Origin of the sequence: Streptomyces sp. Go-475 (assembly GCF_003330845.1) — a bacterium.
Classification (GTDB): Bacteria; Actinomycetota; Actinomycetes; order Streptomycetales; family Streptomycetaceae; genus Streptomyces.
The window spans coordinates 2,767,420-2,786,090 of sequence record NZ_CP026121.1; the positions used below are offsets into that span (position 1 = coordinate 2,767,420).

Consider the following 18,671-nt stretch of genomic DNA (forward strand, 5'->3'; position numbering starts at 1 on the left):
ACTTTCGCACGACGGGCCCCTGTTCTCCCCGGTTTGGGGTGTAACCCACGGTAATCCGTGATTACTTCTTGCCCTTGCCCGACCCCGCGCTGTCATCGCTCGACAGGACGGCGATGAAGGCCTCCTGCGGAACCTCCACGGAACCCACCATCTTCATCCGCTTCTTGCCCTCCTTCTGCTTCTCCAGCAGCTTCCGCTTACGGGAGATGTCACCGCCGTAGCACTTGGCGAGGACGTCCTTGCGGATGGCGCGGATGGTCTCGCGGGCGATGACCCGGGAGCCGATGGCGGCCTGGACCGGCACCTCGAAGGCCTGCCGCGGGATGAGCTCCTTGAGCTTGGCGACGAGCCGCACACCGTAGGCGTACGCCTGGTCCTTGTGGGTGATCGCCGAGAAGGCGTCCACCTTGTCGCCGTGCAGCAGGATGTCGACCTTGACCAGGCTGGAGGTCTGCTCGCCGGTGGGCTCGTAGTCCAGGGACGCGTAACCGCGCGTCTTCGACTTCAACTGGTCGAAGAAGTCGAAGACGATCTCGGCCAGGGGCAGGGTGTAGCGGATCTCGACCCGCTCCTCGGAGAGGTAGTCCATGCCGAGCAGCGTGCCGCGCCGGGTCTGGCACAGCTCCATGATCGAGCCGATGAACTCGCTCGGCGCCAGGATGGTGGCCCGGACGACCGGCTCGTAGACCTCCGAGATCTTGCCCTCGGGGAACTCGCTCGGGTTGGTGACCGTGTGCTCGCTGCCGTCCTCCATGACGACGCGGTAGACCACGTTCGGCGCGGTGGCGATCAGGTCGAGCCCGAACTCGCGCTCCAGCCGCTCCCGGATCACGTCCAGGTGCAGCAGGCCGAGGAAGCCGACGCGGAAGCCGAAGCCGAGGGCCGCGGAGGTCTCCGGCTCGTACACCAGCGCGGCGTCGTTGAGCTGGAGCTTGTCCAGGGCCTCGCGCAGCTCGGGGTAGTCCGAGCCGTCCAGCGGATACAGGCCGGAGAAGACCATCGGCTTGGGGTCCTTGTAGCCGCCGAGGGGCTCGGTGGCGCCCTTGGACTGACTGGTGACCGTGTCACCGACCTTGGACTGGCGGACGTCCTTCACGCCGGTGATCAGGTAGCCCACCTCGCCGACGCCGAGGCCGTCGGCGCCGAGCATCTCCGGCGAGTTGGTGCCGATCTCCAGCAGCTCGTGCGTGGCGCCGGTCGACATCATCTTGATGCGCTCGCGCTTGTTGAGCTGACCGTCGATGACCCGGACGTACGTCACGACGCCCCGGTAGGAGTCGTAGACCGAGTCGAAGATCATGGCGCGGGCCGGGGCGTCCTTGACGCCGACCGGGGCCGGGACCTGCTCGACGACCTTGTCCAGCAGCGCCTCGACACCGAGCCCGGTCTTCGCGGAGACCTTGAGCACGTCGTCGGGCTCGCACCCGATGAGGTGGGCCAGCTCCTCGGCGAACTTCTCGGGCTGCGCCGCCGGCAGGTCGATCTTGTTGAGGACGGGGATGATCGTGAGGTCGTTCTCCATCGCCAGGTAGAGGTTGGCGAGGGTCTGGGCCTCGATGCCCTGGGCGGCGTCGACCAGGAGGATGGTGCCCTCGCAGGCGGCGAGCGACCGCGAGACCTCGTAGGTGAAGTCGACGTGCCCCGGGGTGTCGATCATGTTGAGGATGTGCGTGTTGTCCTTGTCGTGGGTGGGGGCCCACGGCAGACGCACCGCCTGAGACTTGATCGTGATGCCGCGCTCGCGCTCGATGTCCATGCGGTCGAGGTACTGAGCGCGCATCTGCCGCTGCTCGACCACTCCGGTCAGCTGGAGCATCCGGTCGGCGAGCGTGGACTTGCCGTGGTCGATGTGCGCGATGATGCAGAAGTTGCGGATCAGAGCCGGGTCGGTACGGCTCGGCTCGGGCACATGGCTAGGGATCGCGGGCACGCAGGGTCCTGATTCTTGAGGCGTCCGCAGTGTCTGCGGTCTCGGGTCGGATCGATACGTAGCCTCCATGGTCCCACGGGTGGCGACCGTGGACGGGTTTGGGCCGTGGATGGGCCCGCTGGTAGCCTGGGTGGCTGTGTCTCATGCCCTCTCGCAGGAGGCACGACCTCAAGAAATCACCCGGTACGGGAACCGTGCGGTTCAGTGCGGTCCCGTGCCAGAACCTGAAAAGGCTCATTCGTGGCGAACATCAAGTCCCAGATCAAGCGGATCAAGACCAACGAGAAGGCCCGGCTGCGCAACAAGGCCGTCAAGTCCTCCCTGAAGACCGCGATCCGCAAGGCCCGCGAGGCCGCTGCCGCGGGTGACGTCGAGAAGGCCACCGAGTACCAGCGCGCTGCCGCGCGTCAGCTCGACAAGGCCGTCTCGAAGGGCGTCATCCACAAGAACCAGGCTGCCAACAAGAAGTCGGCGCTGGCTCAGAAGGTCGCCGCGCTCAAGGGCTGACATCTGATGTGACCGCCGGAGGGAATCGAGCGGGCCCTCTCTCATCCGCTCCCGTCCGGCACCCTTTCGGGTCCGCGCGCGGCCTGCGTTCGCCACGCGGGCGCGGATCCAGCAGCTTGAACCGAAGGCCGGGTGGCTCTCCTGTTCCCCATGGGAGGCCGCCCGGCCTTCGGCCTGTTCAGGACCAGAACTCGTTGTTCTTGTCGATGTCCTCGACACACTCGTCGAGGTCGGTGACCTTGTCGCCCACGATCCGGAAGATGATGCAGCCGGTGTCGTCGAGGTGCTTGCCGCCCCGCTCGGCCGTGAAGCGGGTCATGCCGACCGCGTGGCCGCGGCCGTCGACGGCGATGCCGATCAACTCGGCACGCATTGTCCCGTTGGTCTCCGCGCCGAGCCGTTCGTACATCTCGATGATGGAGTCCACGCCTTTGAAGTCGCCCGACAACGGGTGATTCCCGGGCACGTGGTGTGTGGCGTCTCCCGCGATCAGTCCGCGCAAGGTGTCCATGTCACCGCGCGAGAAAGCCTCGAATCCCTTGCGGACCAGCGCTGCGTGGGGGTGTTCAGCCATGGCCTTCGCCACCTCTCCGTCACTTGGCGATCTACGGCTGATACACCCGATTCTCCTCCTCGACAGGAGGAGGGCGACTCGATCACGGCACAGTGGAGGCATGACCGCAGAGGACGGAAACGTACTGGCCGGGGCCCGCGTGGCGACCCGGCTCCCCGCCCAGGACCTGGACCGGGCGCGGCGCTTCTACTCGGAGAAACTCGGCCTGGAGCCCGTCGACGAACGGCCCCGCGGGCTGCTCTACCGCTGCGGCGGCGGAGAGTTCGCGCTGTTCCGGTCGACGGGAGCCTCGCCCGGGACCTTCACGCAGATGGCGCTGGAGGTCGACGACATCGACGCCGTCGTGGCGGAGCTCAAGCGGCGCGGCGTGGTCTTCGAGGAGGTCGACGTACCCGGCCTGCGCACGGAGGGCGGGATCGCCGAGGTCGAGGGGCACTACCCGAGCAAGGGCGCGCGGGGTGAACGCGGCGGCTGGTTCCGTGACAGCGAGGGGAACCTGCTGGGGATCGGTCAGCCCCTGTACTGAGCCCCCCCGGGTATCAGCCCCGGCCCCGGGAGCGAGCCGCCCGGGCGATCGTGACGACCGCCTTCTCCAGGGCGTACTCGGGGTCGTCGCCCCCGCCCTTCACGCCCGCGTCCGCCTCGGCCACCGCCCGGAGCGCCACCGACACACCGTCCGGCGTCCATCCGCGCATCTGCTGCCGCACCCGGTCGATCTTCCACGGCGGCATGCCCAGCTCCCGCGCGAGGTCGGCCGGCCGGCCGCCGCGCGCCGACGACAGCTTCCCGATCGCCCGGACGCCCTGCGCCAGCGCGCTCGTGATCATCACCGGTGCCACGCCGGTCGCCAGCGACCAGCGCAGCGCCTCCAGCGCCTCGGCCGCCCGGCCCTCGACCGCCCGGTCGGCGACCGTGAAGCTCGACGCCTCGGCCCGGCCCGTGTAGTACCGCCCGACGACCGCCTCGTCGATCGTCCCCTCGACGTCCGCGACCAGCTGGGAGACCGCCGAGGCCAGCTCCCGCAGATCGCTGCCGATCGCGTCGACGAGCGCCTGGCAGGCCTCCGGCGTGGCGGACCTGCCCGTCGCGCGGAACTCCTGCCGCACGAACGCCAGCCGGTCCGCCGGCTTCGTCATCTTCGGGCAGGCCACCTCGCGCGCCCCCGCCTTGCGCGCCGCGTCGAGCAGGCCCTTGCCCTTGGCTCCGCCGGCGTGCAGCAGCACGAGGGTGATCTCCTCGGCGGGCGCCCCGAGGTACGCCTTCACGTCCTTGACGGTGTCGGCCGAGAGGTCCTGCGCGTTGCGTACGACCACGACCTTGCGCTCCGCGAAGAGCGACGGACTCGTCAGCTCGGCGAGCGTGCCGGGCTGCAACTGGTCCGGGGTCAGGTCCCGCACGTCCGTGTCGGCGTCGGCGGCCTTCGCCGCGGCCACCACCTCCTGCACGGCACGGTCCAGCAGCAGGTCCTCCTGGCCCACGGCGAGCGTCACCGGGGCGAGAGGGTCGTCATTCGCAGTCTTCCTGGCCATCGCGCCAAGCATCCCACGCGCCACTGACAGCGGGCTCCGCCGAGACCTACGGCTCCTCCCGCCAGCCCTCCCACTCCCCCGCGAACCGGTCCAGCTCCCCGGGGTCCAGCCGCTCTTCCTCGTCCCGCAGGACGACCAGCCACTGCGCGTCCTCGGCGTCGTCCTCACCGGCCAGCGCGTCCCGCACGAGCTGCGGCTCCTCGACGACGCCGAAGCGCTCGGCCAGCGCCTGCGCCACCTCTTCCGCGGCATCCCGGTCGGGCAGTACCAGCACATGTCGCACATCACTCACGCCGGACATTGTCCGACACCGCCGCACGGCCCGGCCGCTCAGCCCTTGCGGACCACCTGCACGTCGAGGTCGACCCGGATGCTCGGCCCGACCACCGCGATGCCCCGCGCCAGCATCGTCTGCCAGCTCACGGTGAAGTCGTCCCGGTGCAGCTCGGTCGTGGCCCGGCAGGCCGCCCGCACCTCGCCCTCCATGCCGTTGCCCAGCCCCAGGTACTCGGTGTCCAGCGTGACCGTCCGCGTCACGCCGTGCAGCGACAGCGCCCCCGTCACGGCCCACCGGTTCCCGCCCTTGTGCACGAACCGCTCGCTGTAGAACTCCAGGGTGGGGAACCGCTCGACGTCCAGGAAGTCCGCCGACCGCAGATGGTCGTCGCGCATCCTCATGTTCGTGTCGATGGACGCCGCGTCGATCACCACGTGCATCGCCGACCGCTCGACCGGCTCGGCGATCCGTATGACCCCCGCGAAGGACGTGAACCGCCCGTGGATCCGGGCCAGTCCGATGTGCCGCGCCGTGAAGCCGATCGAGGAGTGCGCCGGCTCGATCTCCCAGTCGCCCGGCGCGGGCAGCTCCGGCGGCCGGGCCAGCTGCAGCGTCACCTCGCCGAGCGACGCGAGCGCGTTCTCGCCGACCTGCGTGGTCGCCAGGTACGGCGTGTACCCCTCCGCCGACACCGCGAGCCGGTACTCCCCCGCGGGCACCGTCGTCAGGAACGACCCGTACGGGTCCGCTCCCCCGCTGACCACCGGACGCCCCATGGTGTCGGTGACCGCGAACTCCGCGTGCCGGACCGGCTCGTTGACCGGGTCCAGCACCCGGCAGGCCAGCACCCCGGCGCTCGGCGGCGTCGGCACCGCGGCCAGGGGACTCGTCCGTTGCACCCGGTTGCTTCGGCTTCCCAGCCAGCGGCCGATCATCCCCGACTCCCCTGTGTGACTCGAAATCGCCTGTTGATCACTGTTGATCACCTGTTGCCGAAGACGCATTCGACCACCAGTGAGGCTTTCGAGGCAACACGAGACCACATCACGGGAATCCAGCACATGTGCTGGCACTACACACGAGTAGCCCCGTGTCGCCCGAATTGATCCCTAGCCGGTCCGGCGCAGCACCGGCACCCTGTCGAGTTCGATGCCGAACCGCTCCCGGTACGCCCCGAGCACCTCCTCGTCCGTCCCCAGTTCCCGCGTCTCCCGCGCCCCGTCGGCCGAGGTCACCGTGAGCCCGCGCCCGCTGAGCGTGATCCTCCCTCCGTCCTCCGTGACCCGCGAGCAGACCAGTGACCGCGTGAAGTGCGAGACGGGCGACGTGCTGTGCCACCACGCCCCGGCCACGAAGTCGCCGAGCACCCGCGGCCGCACCTCCAGGCGGTACTGCGGCTTGCCGTCACGGATCACGTCCAGGTCCGCCGCCTCCACCGTGTCGTGCCCGCCGCGCACCCCGGCCGCGTCCGGCCCCGCCTCCACGATCCGGAACGTGCCCGCGGGATCCTCCTGCTCCCCTCGGTCCCCGAACGCCAGCGGCAGGTGGCTGTGCGCCCCGAACCCGACGTCGGCCAGCCAGTCGCCCCCGTCCACCGTCCGCACCCGCAGCGCGAGATGGTCGTACGGGATCCCCAGCCGCTCCTCGTCCCCGTACACCCGCGCCGCGAGCAGCGCGACGTCGTACCCCAGCGCGGCCAGCAACGCCCCGAAGGCGCCGTTGAGTTCGTAGCAGAACCCGCCCCGCCGCCCGCCGACCACCTTCTCCAGCAGCCGCTCCTCCTCCAGCACGATCTCCTCGCCGAGATGGATGGAGAGGTTCTCGAACGGCACGGTCCGCAGATGGCAAAGGTGCAGCTCGCGCAGCACGTCGACGGTGGGCCACGCCGGGTTCTCGACTCCCAGCCGGCGGAGATAGGCATCGACCTGTGCTGATTCCATGCCCTCAGTCTCGCGCCACACGCAGCTCCCCGCCCTCTCCTACGACCGCCAATGCGCCGTCCCGGTCGGTCCGCAGCACCGCCGCGCCCCCGGCACGCAACGCCGCGACCGTGCCGGGCGCCGGATGGCCGTAGGGGTTGTCCTCGCCGCAACTGATGAGCGCCAGCCGCGGGGCCACCCGGCGTATGAGGCCGGGATCTTGATACGCCGAGCCGTGGTGGGCGACCTTCAGTACGTCCACGCCGTCCAGCGCCTCCGCCGCCGGTGACCTGGCCAGCGCCCGCTGGGCCGGGGGTTCGAGGTCCCCGAGGAGCAGCAGGCGCAGCCCGCCCGAGCGGACCAGCATGGCGACACTGGCGTCGTTCGGCCCCTCCGGCGCCGGGTGGGCCGGGAGCATGCCCGGCGGTGCGTCCGGGGGCGGGCTCGGGGGCGGCCACACCACCTGCCAGGACAGCCGCCCCGTACGCCGCTGCTCCCCCACCGCCGCCCGCGTCACCGGAACCCGCCGGGCCGCCGCCACCCTCCGTACGAACGCGGCCTGTTCGGCGGGCTCTTCGAAGCCGGTCGTCTCGATCGCGCCCACCGCCCGTCCCCGCAGCACGCCGGGCAGGCCCGCCACGTGGTCGGCGTGGAAGTGGGTGAGCACGACCAGCGGGATCCTGGTGATGCCGAGGGAGCGCAGGCAGTGGTCGACGCGTTGTGGATCGGGGCCCGCGTCCACCACCACCCCCGAGCCCCCGCCCGCCGCGAGCACCAGGGCGTCGCCCTGCCCCACGTCGCACATCACCAGCCGCCAGCCCGGCGGCGGCCAGCCCGTGACCACCCTGGTCAGCGGCGGTGGCTGCACCACCACCAGCACCAGCAGCACGGCGCACACCGCGCACCACCAGGGATGCCGGAGCAGCCGCCGTCCGACGAGCAGCACGGCCAGGGTCACGGCGGCGAGCAGCGCCGCGCCCGCCCAGCTGCCCGGCCAGTCCACTCCTCCGCCCGGCAGCGCGGCCCCGGTCCGGGCGACCTCGGCGATCCACTCGGCGGGCCACTGCGCGCACCACGCCAGGGCCTTGGCGGCCGGCATCCCCACCGGTGCCGTGGCCAGCGCGGCGAAGCCCAGCACGGTGGCCGGCGCGATCGCGAACTCCACGAGCAGATTGCACGGCACCGCCACCAGGCTCACCCGCGCCGACAGCACGGTGACGACGGGCGCGCACAGGGCCTGCGCCGCGGCAGCCGCGGCCAGTGCCTCGGCGAGCCGGGGCGGCACCCCGCGCCGGCGCAGCCCGGCGCTCCAGCGCGGCGCGAGGGTGAGCAGGGCGCCGGTGGCCACAACGGACAGCAGGAACCCGTAACTCCGCGCCAGCCACGGGTCGTAGAGCACCAGCAGCAGAACCGCCGTCGCCAGGGCCGGGATCAGGGATCTCCGGCGGCCGGTCGCGAGGGCGAGCAGCGCGACGGCTCCGCAGGCCGCGGCCCGCAGCACGCTCGGATCCGGCCGGCACACCACGACGAATCCGAGGGAGAGCACGCCCCCGAGCACCGCGGTCCCCCGCAGGGAGATGCCGAGGCGAGGAGCGAGCCCCCGCCGCTCCGCCTGCTGCGCCAGGCCCGGCGGCCCGAGCAGGAGGGCGAGCAGGATCGTGAAGTTGGCTCCACTCACGGCGAGTGTGTGGGTGAGGTCGGTCTCCTTGAAGGCCTCCTCCAGCTCCGGGGTGATCCGCGAGGTGTCCCCCACGACCAGCCCCGGCAGCAGCGCCCGGGCGTCCGCCGGCAGGCCGTCGGTCGCCTCCCGCAGCCCGGCGCGCAGCCGTCCGGCGAGCCGCTGAGCGGCCGAGGGCTCTCCCACCACCTCCGGTCGGGCCTCGCCCCGCACCCGCAGCACGGCCGCGACCCGGTCACCGCCCGTCATCGCGGGCGCGAGCCGCGCACCGACCCGCAACCGCGTCGACGGCAACAGCCCGAGCCACGCCGAGCGCACCGGCCCACCGGCCACCCGGCCAGGAGCGGACGGGCCCACGTCGACGATCATCAGCACCGGCGTCCGCGTCACCGTCGTCGCGCCGCCCGTCTCGTGGACGCGCCGCACCTCGGCGTCGATCAGCACGGCGGTCGGAGCCACATGGTCGCCCCGGACCCTGGGCCGGGTGAGCCGGGGGTCGGAGGTGAGCTCGACCTCGGCGGTCACCGTCGCGTACTGCCGCGCCAGGACGGGCACGGGCCCCCGGCGCAGATCCGCCCCGTGCAGCCCGGCCGAGGCGGCAGCCGCGGCGACGCACAGCAGCACGGCGGCGGCCGACGCCCGCGGCCAGGACGCCCGCCCACCGCGCCGGGCCGACCACAGCAGCCCGGCGGCGACGAGACACCCGGCCACGATCCCCACGACCCACCCGCCCGGCACGCCCAGCACCAACGCCGCCGTGCCCCAGGCCGCCAGGGCGGGTGGGACGAGCCGCAGGTCCGTGGGTCCTTCCTGGCGCGGCCGGGCGATGCCGAGCCGGTGGCCGGAGGAGGCGTGCACGGACGACCGGGCGGGGCGGACGTCAGGCGCGACCCCGCCCGGCCGCTCCGGCATGTCGAGGGCGCCCCTCATGGCCGTACGAGGTTCCGCAGGTCGGCGAAGCGGCGGTCGCCGATGCCGTTCACCTCGCGCAGCTCGTCCACGGAGCGGAAGCCGCCGTGCTGCGTGCGGTAGTCGATGATGTGCTGCGCCAGGACCGGGCCGACGCCCGGCAGCGTGTCGAGCTGGTCGAGGGTGGCTGTGTTGAGGGAGACCGGCGCCGCCGGCATCGCACCACCCGCCGCCGCACCGGCCGGGCCGCCGACGGGCGCACCGCCCGCCCCTGCCCCCACGGCCGGAGCCGGACCGCCGACGATCACCTGCTCGCCGTCCACGAGGAAGCGGGCCCGGTTGAGACCGTCGGTGTCCGTGCCGGGCTTCACCCCGCCCGCCGCGCTCAGCGCGTCCGCGACACGGGAGCCGGCCGGCAGCCGGTGGATGCCGGGCTCACGGACCTTGCCGCCGACGTCCACCACGATCTCGGCCGCCCCCGCCTTCACCGGCCCGGCAGCAGCCGCCCCGGGCGCGCGCCCCTCCCTGGCCTGCCCGGCCTGCCCGGCCTGCCCGCTCTCCTCCCGCTGCCCGTACGGCGCCGCCGCCCGCACCACCTCGGGCGGCCGCACGGACTGGGTCCGCCCGGCCCAGAAGTGCTGCACGGCGAAGGCCGCGGCGACGACCAGCACCACACTCAGGGCGAGCACACTCCGCCGCTCCAGGCCGCACCTCGCCTGCAACCACAGCGGCATACGCTCCCGCAGCGCGAGCCCGGTTCGCTCCCGCCAAGCCCCCTCCCCGGCACGGCCGGCCTCGGCCCGGTCGGCCTCGCCCTCTGCCGCGACCGGCAGGGCAAGGGGCTCCCCCTCGGGCCGGGCAGCCGCTTCGCGCCGTGCCCCACCGAAAGCCCCCGAAGCGGGCGGCGGCCCCTGCCCCGACTCCCGCCGCTCCCCGGCCCGTTCGACCGGCTCGGCGTGATCGACCGGCTCGGCGTGATCGCCGAACAACACCCCGGCGCGCCTGCGGAGTTCCTCCGCCGAGGCGCGCCGCTGCCGCGCCCGCCCGCGTGCACCGGGCCGGCGATGACGGACACGGCCGTCGGACGCGGGCGCACGGCCCGGCCCGCTGGTCGCAGTCGCTGTGCGTGAACGTGATCGAAGTGCCATGCGACGAGGATCGGCCACCTCGGCCCACCCGCGATGATCTTGGTCAATTCCCGGGGACAACCCACCGGTTGTGGAAAACTCCGTCCCTCACACGGGTGATCGAAGCCCCACAGCAACGTTCACCGCGGCGAAACCACCACGCCCAGCAGTCCGGGTCCCGTATGCGCCCCGATCACCGCTCCGACCTCGCTGACATGGAGATCGGCCAGCCCGGACACCCGGGCCCGCAGCCGGTCGGCGAGGGCCGACGCCCGGTCCGGGGCGGCGAGATGGTGGACGGCGACATCGACCTGGGCACTGCCGGCCCGGTCGGCCGCGATCTCCTCCAGCCGGGCGATCGCCTTGGACGCGGTCCGCACCTTCTCCAGCGGCTCGATACGGCCGTCGGCCAGTTGCAGCAGCGGCTTCACCGCCAGCGCCGAGCCCAGCAGGGCCTGCGCGGCACCGATCCGGCCGCCCCGGCGCAGGTAGTCGAGGGTGTCGACGTAGAAGTAGGCGGACGTGCCCGCGGCCCTCTTCTCCGCGGCTGTCACGGCCTCGTCCACCGTGCCGCCCGACTCCGCGGCCTGCGCGGCGGAGAGCGCGCAGAACCCGAGCGCCATCGCGATCATGCCGGTGTCCACCACCCGCACCGGCACCGGCGCCTGCCGCGCGGCGACGACGGCCGCGTCGTACGTGCCGGAGAGTTCGGCGGAGAGGTGGAGGGAGACGATGCCGGTGGCGCCGGACTCGGCGACCTTGCGGTACGTCTCCTCGAAGACGGCGGGGCTGGGCCGCGAGGTCGTCACCGGGCGCCGCTTCTGCAAAGCCTGGGCGAGGGCGCGGGTCGAGATCTCGGTGCCCTCTTCCAGTGCCCGGTCGCCGAGGACCACGGTCAGGGGCACCGCTGTGATGCCGTGACGCTCCATCGTCCGGGCCGGCAGGTAGGCCGTTGAATCGGTGACGATCGCGACATGGCGGGACATGAGCTGGAGGTTACCTGCCGTAGTGCCCGCGCGGCAGCCCGGCCCCTCGGCCCCGCGGCGCGCGTGGCCGGATCAAGTGGTGTTCTCGGGGCGGGGTTTCTTCTGCCAGGGGTAGGTGGGACGCGGCCCCGGCGGGGTGATGGCGGGCCGTGTCGGCTCGGGCGCCGGGCTCGACCGGGGGGTCTCCGGCCAGGTCTGCCCGGCCGTGGCGGCATCGGCGGCGGGTGCCTCGGGCCAGGGCGGCGGGGCGGCGGTCCGGGACTCCTCCGGCGTCGCCCAGTGCCGCAGCGCACCGGCCTCCACGTCGATCTGCGCGCTGAGCGTGTCCAGGTCGTCCTCGGCGAAGCGGCGGGCGCGGTCGCGGGCCGCCCAGCGCAGCGAGTCCGCGGAGCGCGTGATGCGCTCGGTGCGCTCGCGCAGTTCGGGCAGCCGCTCGGCGAGCGCGGTGCGGTCCGGCTCCGACTCCAGGCGCTTGAGCTCGTCGTCCAGCTCGTGTCCGTGCGCGCTGAGGCGCTCGAAGAGGCCCAGGGACTCCTTCAGGGACGCGTCCTCGGCGACGGCCGCGTGCAGCGCGTCCTGCGTGGCGCGCATCGACGTGCGCAGCTTGAGCCGGAGCTGGGCCAGTTCGCCCGCGGCGCCGGGCTGGGCGAAGGACTTGGCGCGCAGCGTGTGGTCCTCGACCGTGCGGCGGGCCTGGGTGATGCCGCGGTCCACGCCGCGCTTGGCGGCACCGACCACCTTCACGGTCGCGTAGACGCCGAGCCCGACAAAGAGCACGAAGAGCAGGGCGAATACTGCGATCACTGCTTCCACCGGCTCCTCCTCGGGATGTCGCGTGACACCTCACGTCGCTCTTCAACGGTAAACGCAACAGGCAGGTCCGGAGTTCCAGAAAGACCCCGAACCTGCCCGTAGGGGACCACCCCGAGAGTGGTCCCCTGTCCCTCGCGTCTACGCCGACCTTTCCCGCGCGGCCACGCCGGGCTGCCCCTAGCGACTACGCCGGAACGATGTTCACCAGCTTGGGCGCGCGCACGATCACCTTCCGGATCCCGGCCCCGCCCAGCGCCGCGACGACCTTCTCGTCCGCCAGCGCGACCTTCTCCAGCTCGTCCTCGGAGATCGACGGCGGGACCTCCAGCCGCGCCTTGACCTTGCCCTTGATCTGCACGACGCAGGTCACGGTCTCGTCGACGACGTACTGCGGGTCGGCGACCGGGAAGTCCTGGTGGACGACCGAGTCGGTGTGCCCCAGCTTGCGCCACAGCTCCTCGGCGATGTGCGGGGCCAGCGGCGCGACCATCAGCACCAGCGGCTCGGCGACGGAGCGCGGCACGGCCCCGCTCGCCTTGGTCAGGTGGTTGTTCAGCTCGGTGACCTTGGCGATGGCGGTGTTGAACCGCATGCCCTCCAGGTCCCCGCGCACCCCGTCGATCGCCTTGTGCAGGGCGCGCAGCGTGTCCTCGTCCGGCTCGGCGTCGACGACGGTCACCTCGCCGGTCGCCTCGTCGACGATGTTGCGCCACAGCCGCTGCAGCAGCCGGAACTGGCCGACCACCGCGCGCGTGTCCCACGGCCGGGAGACGTCCAGCGGCCCCATGGCCATCTCGTACAGGCGCAGCGTGTCGGCCCCGTACTCGGCGCAGATCTCGTCCGGCGTGACGGCGTTCTTCAGGGACTTGCCCATCTTGCCCAGCAGCCGGGAGACCTTCTCGCCCTGGTACCAGTAGGCGCCGTCGCGCTCCTCCACCTCGGCGGCGGGCACCGCGATGCCGCGGCTGTCGCGGTAGACGTAGGCCTGGATCATGCCCTGGTTGAACAGCTTGTGGAACGGCTCGGCCGAGGAGACGTGCCCCAGGTCGTACAGGACCTTGGACCAGAAGCGGGCGTACAGCAGGTGCAGCACGGCGTGCTCGGCGCCGCCGACGTACAGGTCGACACCGCCGTGCGGCTGGCCCTCGCGCGGGCCCATCCAGTAGCGCTCGACCTCGGGGTCGACCAGCCGGGCATCGTTGTGCGGGTCCAGGTAGCGCAGCTCGTACCAGCAGGAACCGGCCCAGTTGGGCATGGTGTTGGTCTCACGCCGGTACTTCTTCGGGCCGTCGCCCAGGTCCAGCGTGACGTTGACCCAGTCCTCGTTGCGCGACAGCGGCGTCTCGGGCTGGGTGTCGGCGTCGTCCGGGTCGAAGGTGCGCGGCGAGTAGTCCTCGACCTCGGGCAGCTCCAGCGGCAGCATCGACTCGGGCAGCGCGTGGGCGATGCCGTCCTCGTCGTAGACGATCGGGAAGGGCTCGCCCCAGTAGCGCTGGCGGCTGAACAGCCAGTCGCGCAGCCGGAAGTTGACGGTGCCCTCGCCGACGCCCTTGCTTTCCAGCCATTCGGTGATGCGCGCCTTGGCCTCGACGACGTCCAGGCCGTCCAGGCTGACCTCGTCGTTCGACGAGTTGATGATCTTCGCGTCGTACGACGAGAAGGCGTTCTCCCAGGTGGAGGTGTCCGTGCCGCGGCCGTCGGTCGGCTCGACGATGCAGGTGATCGGCAGCTCGAAGGCGCGGGCGAACTCGAAGTCGCGCTGGTCGCCGGCCGGGACGGCCATGATCGCGCCGGTGCCGTAGCCCATCAGGACGTAGTCGGCGATGAAGACCGGGACCTGCTCGCCGTTGACCGGGTTGGTGGCGTACGCGCCGATGAAGACGCCGGTCTTGTCCTTGGCCTCGGCCTGGCGCTCCACGTCGGACTTGGAGGCGGCCTGCGCGCGGTAGGCGGCGACGGCCTCGCCCGGGGTCGCGTGACCGCCGGTCCAGACGTCGTGCGTGCCCTCGGGCCAGGCGGCCGGGGTGAACTTCTCGACCAGCGGGTGCTCGGGCGCCAGCACCATGTAGGTGGCGCCGAACAGGGTGTCCGGGCGGGTGGTGAAGACGGTGATGCGCTCGCCGTCGATCGGGAAGTCGACCCGGGCGCCCTCGGAGCGGCCGATCCAGTTGCGCTGCTGCAGCTTGATGGCCTCGGGCCAGTCCAGCTCCTCCAGGTCCTCCAGCAGCCGGTCGGCGTAGGCCGTGATGCGCATGTTCCACTGGCGCAGCTTGGCCTTGAAGACCGGGAAGTTGCCGCGCTCGGAGCGGCCGTCGGCGGTGACCTCCTCGTTGGCCAGGACGGTGCCCAGCCCGGGGCACCAGTTGACCGGCGCGTCGGAGGCGTAGGCCAGCCGGAACTCGCCCAGGACGTCGGCCTTCTCGGCGGCGCTCAGCTCGCTCCACGCGCGCGTGTGCCCCGGAACGGGCCGCTCACCGGACTCGAACTCGGCGACCAGCTCGGCGATCGGCCGGGCCCGGCGGGCGTCGTGGTCGTACCAGGAGTTGAAGATCTGCAGGAAGATCCACTGGGTCCACTTGTAGTACTCCGGGTCGATCGTGGCGAACGACCGGCGCTTGTCGTGGCCCAGGCCCAGCCGGCGCAGCTGGGACTTCATGTTCTCCATGTTGGCTTCGGTGGACACGCGCGGGTGCGTGCCGGTCTGCACCGCGTACTGCTCGGCGGGCAGGCCGAAGGCGTCGAAGCCCAGGGTGTGCAGGACGTTGTGGCCGGTCATCCGCTGGAAGCGGGCGAAGACGTCCGTGGCGATGTAGCCCAGGGGGTGGCCGACGTGCAGGCCCGCACCCGAGGGGTACGGGAACATGTCCATGATGAACTTCTTGGGCCGGGCGACGATCTCCTGGTCGCCCGCCAGGTCGCCCTTGGGGTTGGGCGCGGCGTAGGTGCCGTCGGCGTCCCAGAAGTCCTGCCAGCGTGCCTCGATCTCGGCGGCCAGAGCGGCCGTGTAGCGGTGCGGCGCCGCCACCTCGGAGGTGGCGGCGGGGTTCGTCTCGCTCATGATCCTCAAAGCTCCATCGATCGTCTCTGCCTGCGGCTGGGTGGTTCGAGAAACGAAAAATCCCCTCGCACAGGAGGGGACGCCGCGCCGATTCCGGCCACTCGACTCGTCCGGTGGCCGGGACTGATCAGCGCGGCCCGCTAAGCAGAAGGCGTACGGCACGCATGGCGCTAGGGTACCGCAGGCCCCCAGCGCGCCGCGACGCGCTTCCGGTGGGCCGTCTCGGTGCCGAGAAAGCTGAACCAGGGTCAAAAGTTACTTCGCGTAACAGTCGCTAAGGGACATCACAACAACCACATTGTCCTTTGATAACAACGCAATAACTCAAACCTCGTACCCATCGGTATGGCTCCGCTTAGAGTGCGGCAGCGGGACCGCTTTCCCGAACCGCTCGGAGTTGCCCCCATGAACCCTCATCGCAGTACCCCCTCACTCCCCCCGGTCGCCGGGATGTGGGGAGGCAGGTCGTGAACCCCAACGACTCCACGGCAGACGACTCCTTCGCCGAGTTCCTCAACTTCGGCGCGGGCGTGCTGTCCCTCGTGTGCCTGACCAGCTCGGTGATCTGGGGCCTGGTCGCCCAGGACCGGATCCTGCTCGACGCGCGCCGGCGCATCCTGGCGCAGGCCGTGCACCGGACCACGGCCGTCGCCTCGATCGCCTTCCTGCTGGTGCACATCGGGGTGAAGCTGGCACTGTCCCACACCTCGTGGATCGCCGCGGTGATCCCCTTCGGGCTGCTGTTCACCGACGAGGAGCTGGTCGCGGGCAGGTCGTTCCTGATCGGCCTGGGCACCCTGGCGGGCATGCTCATGATCTTCGTGGGCGTCACCGGCGTGCTCCGCAACCGCTTCGCCTCCCCCGCTCCGGTCGCGGCCCGCTGGCGGGCCATGCACATGCTGGCCTACCCGGCCTGGTGCGCCGCCCTCGTGCACGGCCTCTACGCGGGTCGCGCGGCCAAGCCGATCTTCGTGATCCTGTACTGCCTGTCCCTGGTCGGCGTGGCCGCGGCCCTCGCCCTGCGCGCGGCCCCGCGCCCGGTCAAGCGCAAGGTGGCCGACAAGGTCGCCGCGCTCATCGGGCCCGGGGACGGCCAGGGCCGCAGGGACCTGGAGGAGAGCCGGGCGCGCGCGAGCGCCGGCTTCGCGCTGCCCGGCTACGAGGGCCGGGAGGGCCGCGCGGGAGCGGCGGCGACCGCGTCCGGGCCGCTGTACGAGACGGCCGAGCGCGCCTCGCCCCAGGAGTCCACGAGCGGCTTCGCCGCGGCCTACCGGGCCGTCTCGGGCCCGCCGCGGGAACAGGCCTACGCGCCGGGGCCGACCACCAGCATGGAGCTGCCGCTGGACCTGCAGCCCACGCAGACCATCCCGACCGTGGACGGCCCCTCCAGCACCTCCGGGAACTGGCCGATCCCGTCTCCGCCGCCGGTCGGCGAGGCCCCGCCGTCGGCCTACGACCCGCTCCAGGACACGGGCTTCAACATCCCGCCCTACGACCCCCTGCAGGACACCGGACAAAGCATCCCGGCCTATGGCAATCCAGGCGCCTCCGGCTATGGATCGAGTGACGTGTACGACACGGGTGAGACGAACGCCGTCCAGGACACGTACTACCCGAACGACACGTACAACAGCGGTCCCGCCACTGAAACACTGCCCGGTGCGTCCTACGACTTCGACGCACCGGGATCGGGCGAACCTTGGAACACGCCTTCCGGAGGCTTTAAGTGAACGAGGCCCTGCCCGACGTACCCGAAGTCCGCGTGGTCGGTCTTCCCCAGCTCACGTCGGGCTTCGACCTTGTCGATCGGCTCGATCTGCCCATGCACCTGAAGGTGCACGGGCCGCTCGAGCCGATGGGCGGCGAGCAGCTCGCGCAGCTCGCCGAACGCATCAACCTGAAGGGCCGCGGCGGCGCGGGCTTCCCCTTCCACAAGAAGCTGCGCTCGGTCGCCGAAGCGGCGATCAAGCGCGGCGTCCGGCCGGTCGTCGTCGTGAACGGCAGCGAGGACGAACCGGCCTGCCGCAAGGACACGGTGCTGATCAACCGTGCCCCGCACCTCATCCTGGACGGCGCCCTGCTGTGCGCCGAGGCCCTGGGTGCCCGCACGCTCGTGGTGGGGGTCACCCGTGAGTCCACACAGCGCTCCATGGAGGCCGCCCTCGCCGAACGCGGCCTCAGCAACGGCCGGCGTTCGGCGCTCCGCGCGCGCGTGCAGCGCAACCCGGTCCGCATGGTCACCGGCGCCGCCGCGTCGCTGATCCGCTCGATCGACGGCGGCCCCGCGGTCCCGCCCGGCCGCAAGGTCAGCGCCTCGCAGAACGGCGTCGGTGGCGCGCCCACGCTGCTGTCCAACGCCGAGACCTTCGCCCAGCTGGCGATCGCCGCCCGCATCGGCCCGGAGCGCTACGGCAACACGGGCCTGTACGACGAGCCGGGCACGGTCATGCTCACGGTCTCCGGGGCGGTCGCGCGCCCCATGGTGATCGAGGTCCCGACGGGCGTGCCGCTGCGTTACGTCCTGCAGCTGGCCGGCGCGCCGCCGGTGCCGCAGGGCGTGCTCACCGGCGGCTACCACGGCAAGTGGATCGACGCGGCGACGGTCAACGAGGCGATCGTCTCCCGCAACTCCCTGGACGCGGTGGGGGGCTCGCTGGGCGCCGGCGCGATCCTGCCGATCAGTCAGGACACCTGCCCGCTGGGCGAGTCGCTGCGGGTCGCCCAGTGGCTGGCCGAGGAGAGCGCGGGCCAGTGCGGGCCCTGCTACCTCGGCCTGCCGGCCGCCGCGCGCGGCCTGGAGGACATCCTCAACGGCGGCGGACCGGCCGCCCTGGAGGCGCTCAAGCAGGTCGCCAAGAACGTGAAGCGGCGCGGCGCCTGCTCGCACCCGGACGGCTCCGCGATGTTCCTGGAGTCGACCATCAAGGCGTTCACGGACGACCTGGCGGCCCACGTCCTCGGCAACGGCTGCGGACGGCGCGTGGAGGGCGTTCTGCCGCTCTTCGAGGGCGGCAGGGCCCCTACGGGCATCCCGGGCGGCGGCGAGTCCGAGGAGAACGGCCCGAGCCGCCAGAAGATCTACGTCGACTGGACGCTGTGCCGGGGCCACGGCCTGTGCGCGGACATCCTCCCCGAGGTGTTCCAGCTGGGCGCCGACGGCTTCCCGACGGTGGCGCAGGCGCAGGTGCCGCGGTACGCCGAGGCCAAGGCTCTACGCGCGGTGCGCCGCTGCCCGGCACTGGCCCTGCGCATCGAGGAGGACACGCGCGGGCAGGGCGCTCCCTCCCGCAACCTCCCGGTGCTCTCCCCGGGTCGCGGCCGCCGCGCCCTGGGCCGCTGAGCAGGCGTAGCAGACGTACGGCGG

15 protein-coding genes are annotated in these 18,671 nt (G+C 72.0%); 4 read left to right on the forward strand and 11 right to left on the reverse strand.

The features are described 5' to 3' along the window. Positions 1–61 precede the first annotated feature (61 nt). Positions 62–1,930: a translation elongation factor 4 gene (lepA, locus tag C1703_RS12685; protein ID WP_114252388.1), complete on the reverse strand. Its 1,869-nt coding sequence runs from the start codon at positions 1,928–1,930 to the stop codon at positions 62–64. Between the two features lie 240 nt (positions 1,931–2,170). Between lepA and rpsT the strand changes: the two genes are divergently transcribed. Beyond that, positions 2,171–2,437, forward strand: a complete 267-nt coding sequence (gene rpsT / locus C1703_RS12695) for a 30S ribosomal protein S20 (RefSeq protein ID WP_010042013.1) — start codon at positions 2,171–2,173, stop codon at positions 2,435–2,437. Positions 2,438–2,615: 178 nt separating this feature from the next. Here rpsT and C1703_RS12700 read toward each other — a convergent pair whose 3' ends face one another. Beyond that, positions 2,616–3,011: a nuclear transport factor 2 family protein gene (locus C1703_RS12700; protein ID WP_114257400.1), complete on the reverse strand. Its 396-nt coding sequence runs from the start codon at positions 3,009–3,011 to the stop codon at positions 2,616–2,618. Positions 3,012–3,111: 100 nt separating this feature from the next. On the opposite strand from C1703_RS12700, the gene C1703_RS12705 reads away from it, so the two are divergent. Beyond that, on the forward strand, positions 3,112–3,537 hold the full coding sequence (locus C1703_RS12705; RefSeq protein ID WP_114252392.1) for a VOC family protein: 426 nt from the start codon (positions 3,112–3,114) through the stop codon (positions 3,535–3,537). Positions 3,538–3,550: 13 nt separating this feature from the next. Here C1703_RS12705 and holA read toward each other — a convergent pair whose 3' ends face one another. From holA to leuS, 9 genes are all read right to left on the reverse strand, one after another. Further along, the gene (holA, locus tag C1703_RS12710) at positions 3,551–4,540 is read right to left on the reverse strand and encodes a DNA polymerase III subunit delta (protein ID WP_198678152.1); all 990 of its coding nucleotides are present in this window, start codon (positions 4,538–4,540) and stop codon (positions 3,551–3,553) included. Positions 4,541–4,586: 46 nt separating this feature from the next. Next, positions 4,587–4,832, reverse strand: a complete 246-nt coding sequence (locus C1703_RS12715; protein ID WP_114257401.1) for a hypothetical protein — start codon at positions 4,830–4,832, stop codon at positions 4,587–4,589. A 38-nt stretch (positions 4,833–4,870) separates the two neighbouring features. Further along, the gene (locus C1703_RS12720) at positions 4,871–5,752 is read right to left on the reverse strand and encodes a YceI family protein (protein WP_114252396.1); all 882 of its coding nucleotides are present in this window, start codon (positions 5,750–5,752) and stop codon (positions 4,871–4,873) included. 174 nt (positions 5,753–5,926) lie between these two features. Beyond that, positions 5,927–6,757 (reverse strand): arylamine N-acetyltransferase, encoded by an 831-nt coding sequence (locus tag C1703_RS12725; protein ID WP_114252398.1) that lies wholly within the window; start codon positions 6,755–6,757, stop codon positions 5,927–5,929. Positions 6,758–6,761: 4 nt separating this feature from the next. Further along, complete coding sequence (locus C1703_RS12730; RefSeq protein WP_232840753.1) at positions 6,762–9,326, reverse strand: ComEC/Rec2 family competence protein; 2,565 nt, start codon at positions 9,324–9,326, stop codon at positions 6,762–6,764. A gap of 14 nt (positions 9,327–9,340) precedes the next feature. Continuing rightward, complete coding sequence (locus C1703_RS12735) at positions 9,341–10,471, reverse strand: ComEA family DNA-binding protein (RefSeq protein ID WP_114252402.1); 1,131 nt, start codon at positions 10,469–10,471, stop codon at positions 9,341–9,343. 119 nt (positions 10,472–10,590) lie between these two features. Beyond that, positions 10,591–11,436: a DegV family protein gene (locus C1703_RS12740; protein ID WP_114252404.1), complete on the reverse strand. Its 846-nt coding sequence runs from the start codon at positions 11,434–11,436 to the stop codon at positions 10,591–10,593. Positions 11,437–11,508: 72 nt separating this feature from the next. After that, the gene (locus C1703_RS12745) at positions 11,509–12,249 is read right to left on the reverse strand and encodes a hypothetical protein (RefSeq protein WP_114252406.1); all 741 of its coding nucleotides are present in this window, start codon (positions 12,247–12,249) and stop codon (positions 11,509–11,511) included. 184 nt (positions 12,250–12,433) lie between these two features. Then, positions 12,434–15,307: a leucine--tRNA ligase gene (leuS, locus tag C1703_RS12750; RefSeq protein ID WP_114252408.1), complete on the reverse strand. Its 2,874-nt coding sequence runs from the start codon at positions 15,305–15,307 to the stop codon at positions 12,434–12,436. Between the two features lie 467 nt (positions 15,308–15,774). Here leuS and C1703_RS12760 point away from each other — a divergent pair, with 467 nt between their 5' ends. Beyond that, positions 15,775–17,037, forward strand: coding sequence for a ferric reductase-like transmembrane domain-containing protein (locus C1703_RS12760; RefSeq protein WP_114252410.1), 1,263 nt, complete (start codon positions 15,775–15,777; stop codon positions 17,035–17,037). After that, a complete protein-coding gene (locus C1703_RS12765; protein WP_114252412.1) occupies positions 17,034–18,647 on the forward strand; it encodes an NADH-quinone oxidoreductase subunit NuoF family protein in 1,614 nt (537 codons plus the stop codon). The genes C1703_RS12760 and C1703_RS12765 overlap by 4 nt, the downstream gene beginning before the upstream one ends. The last annotated feature ends 24 nt before the right edge of the window (positions 18,648–18,671 follow it).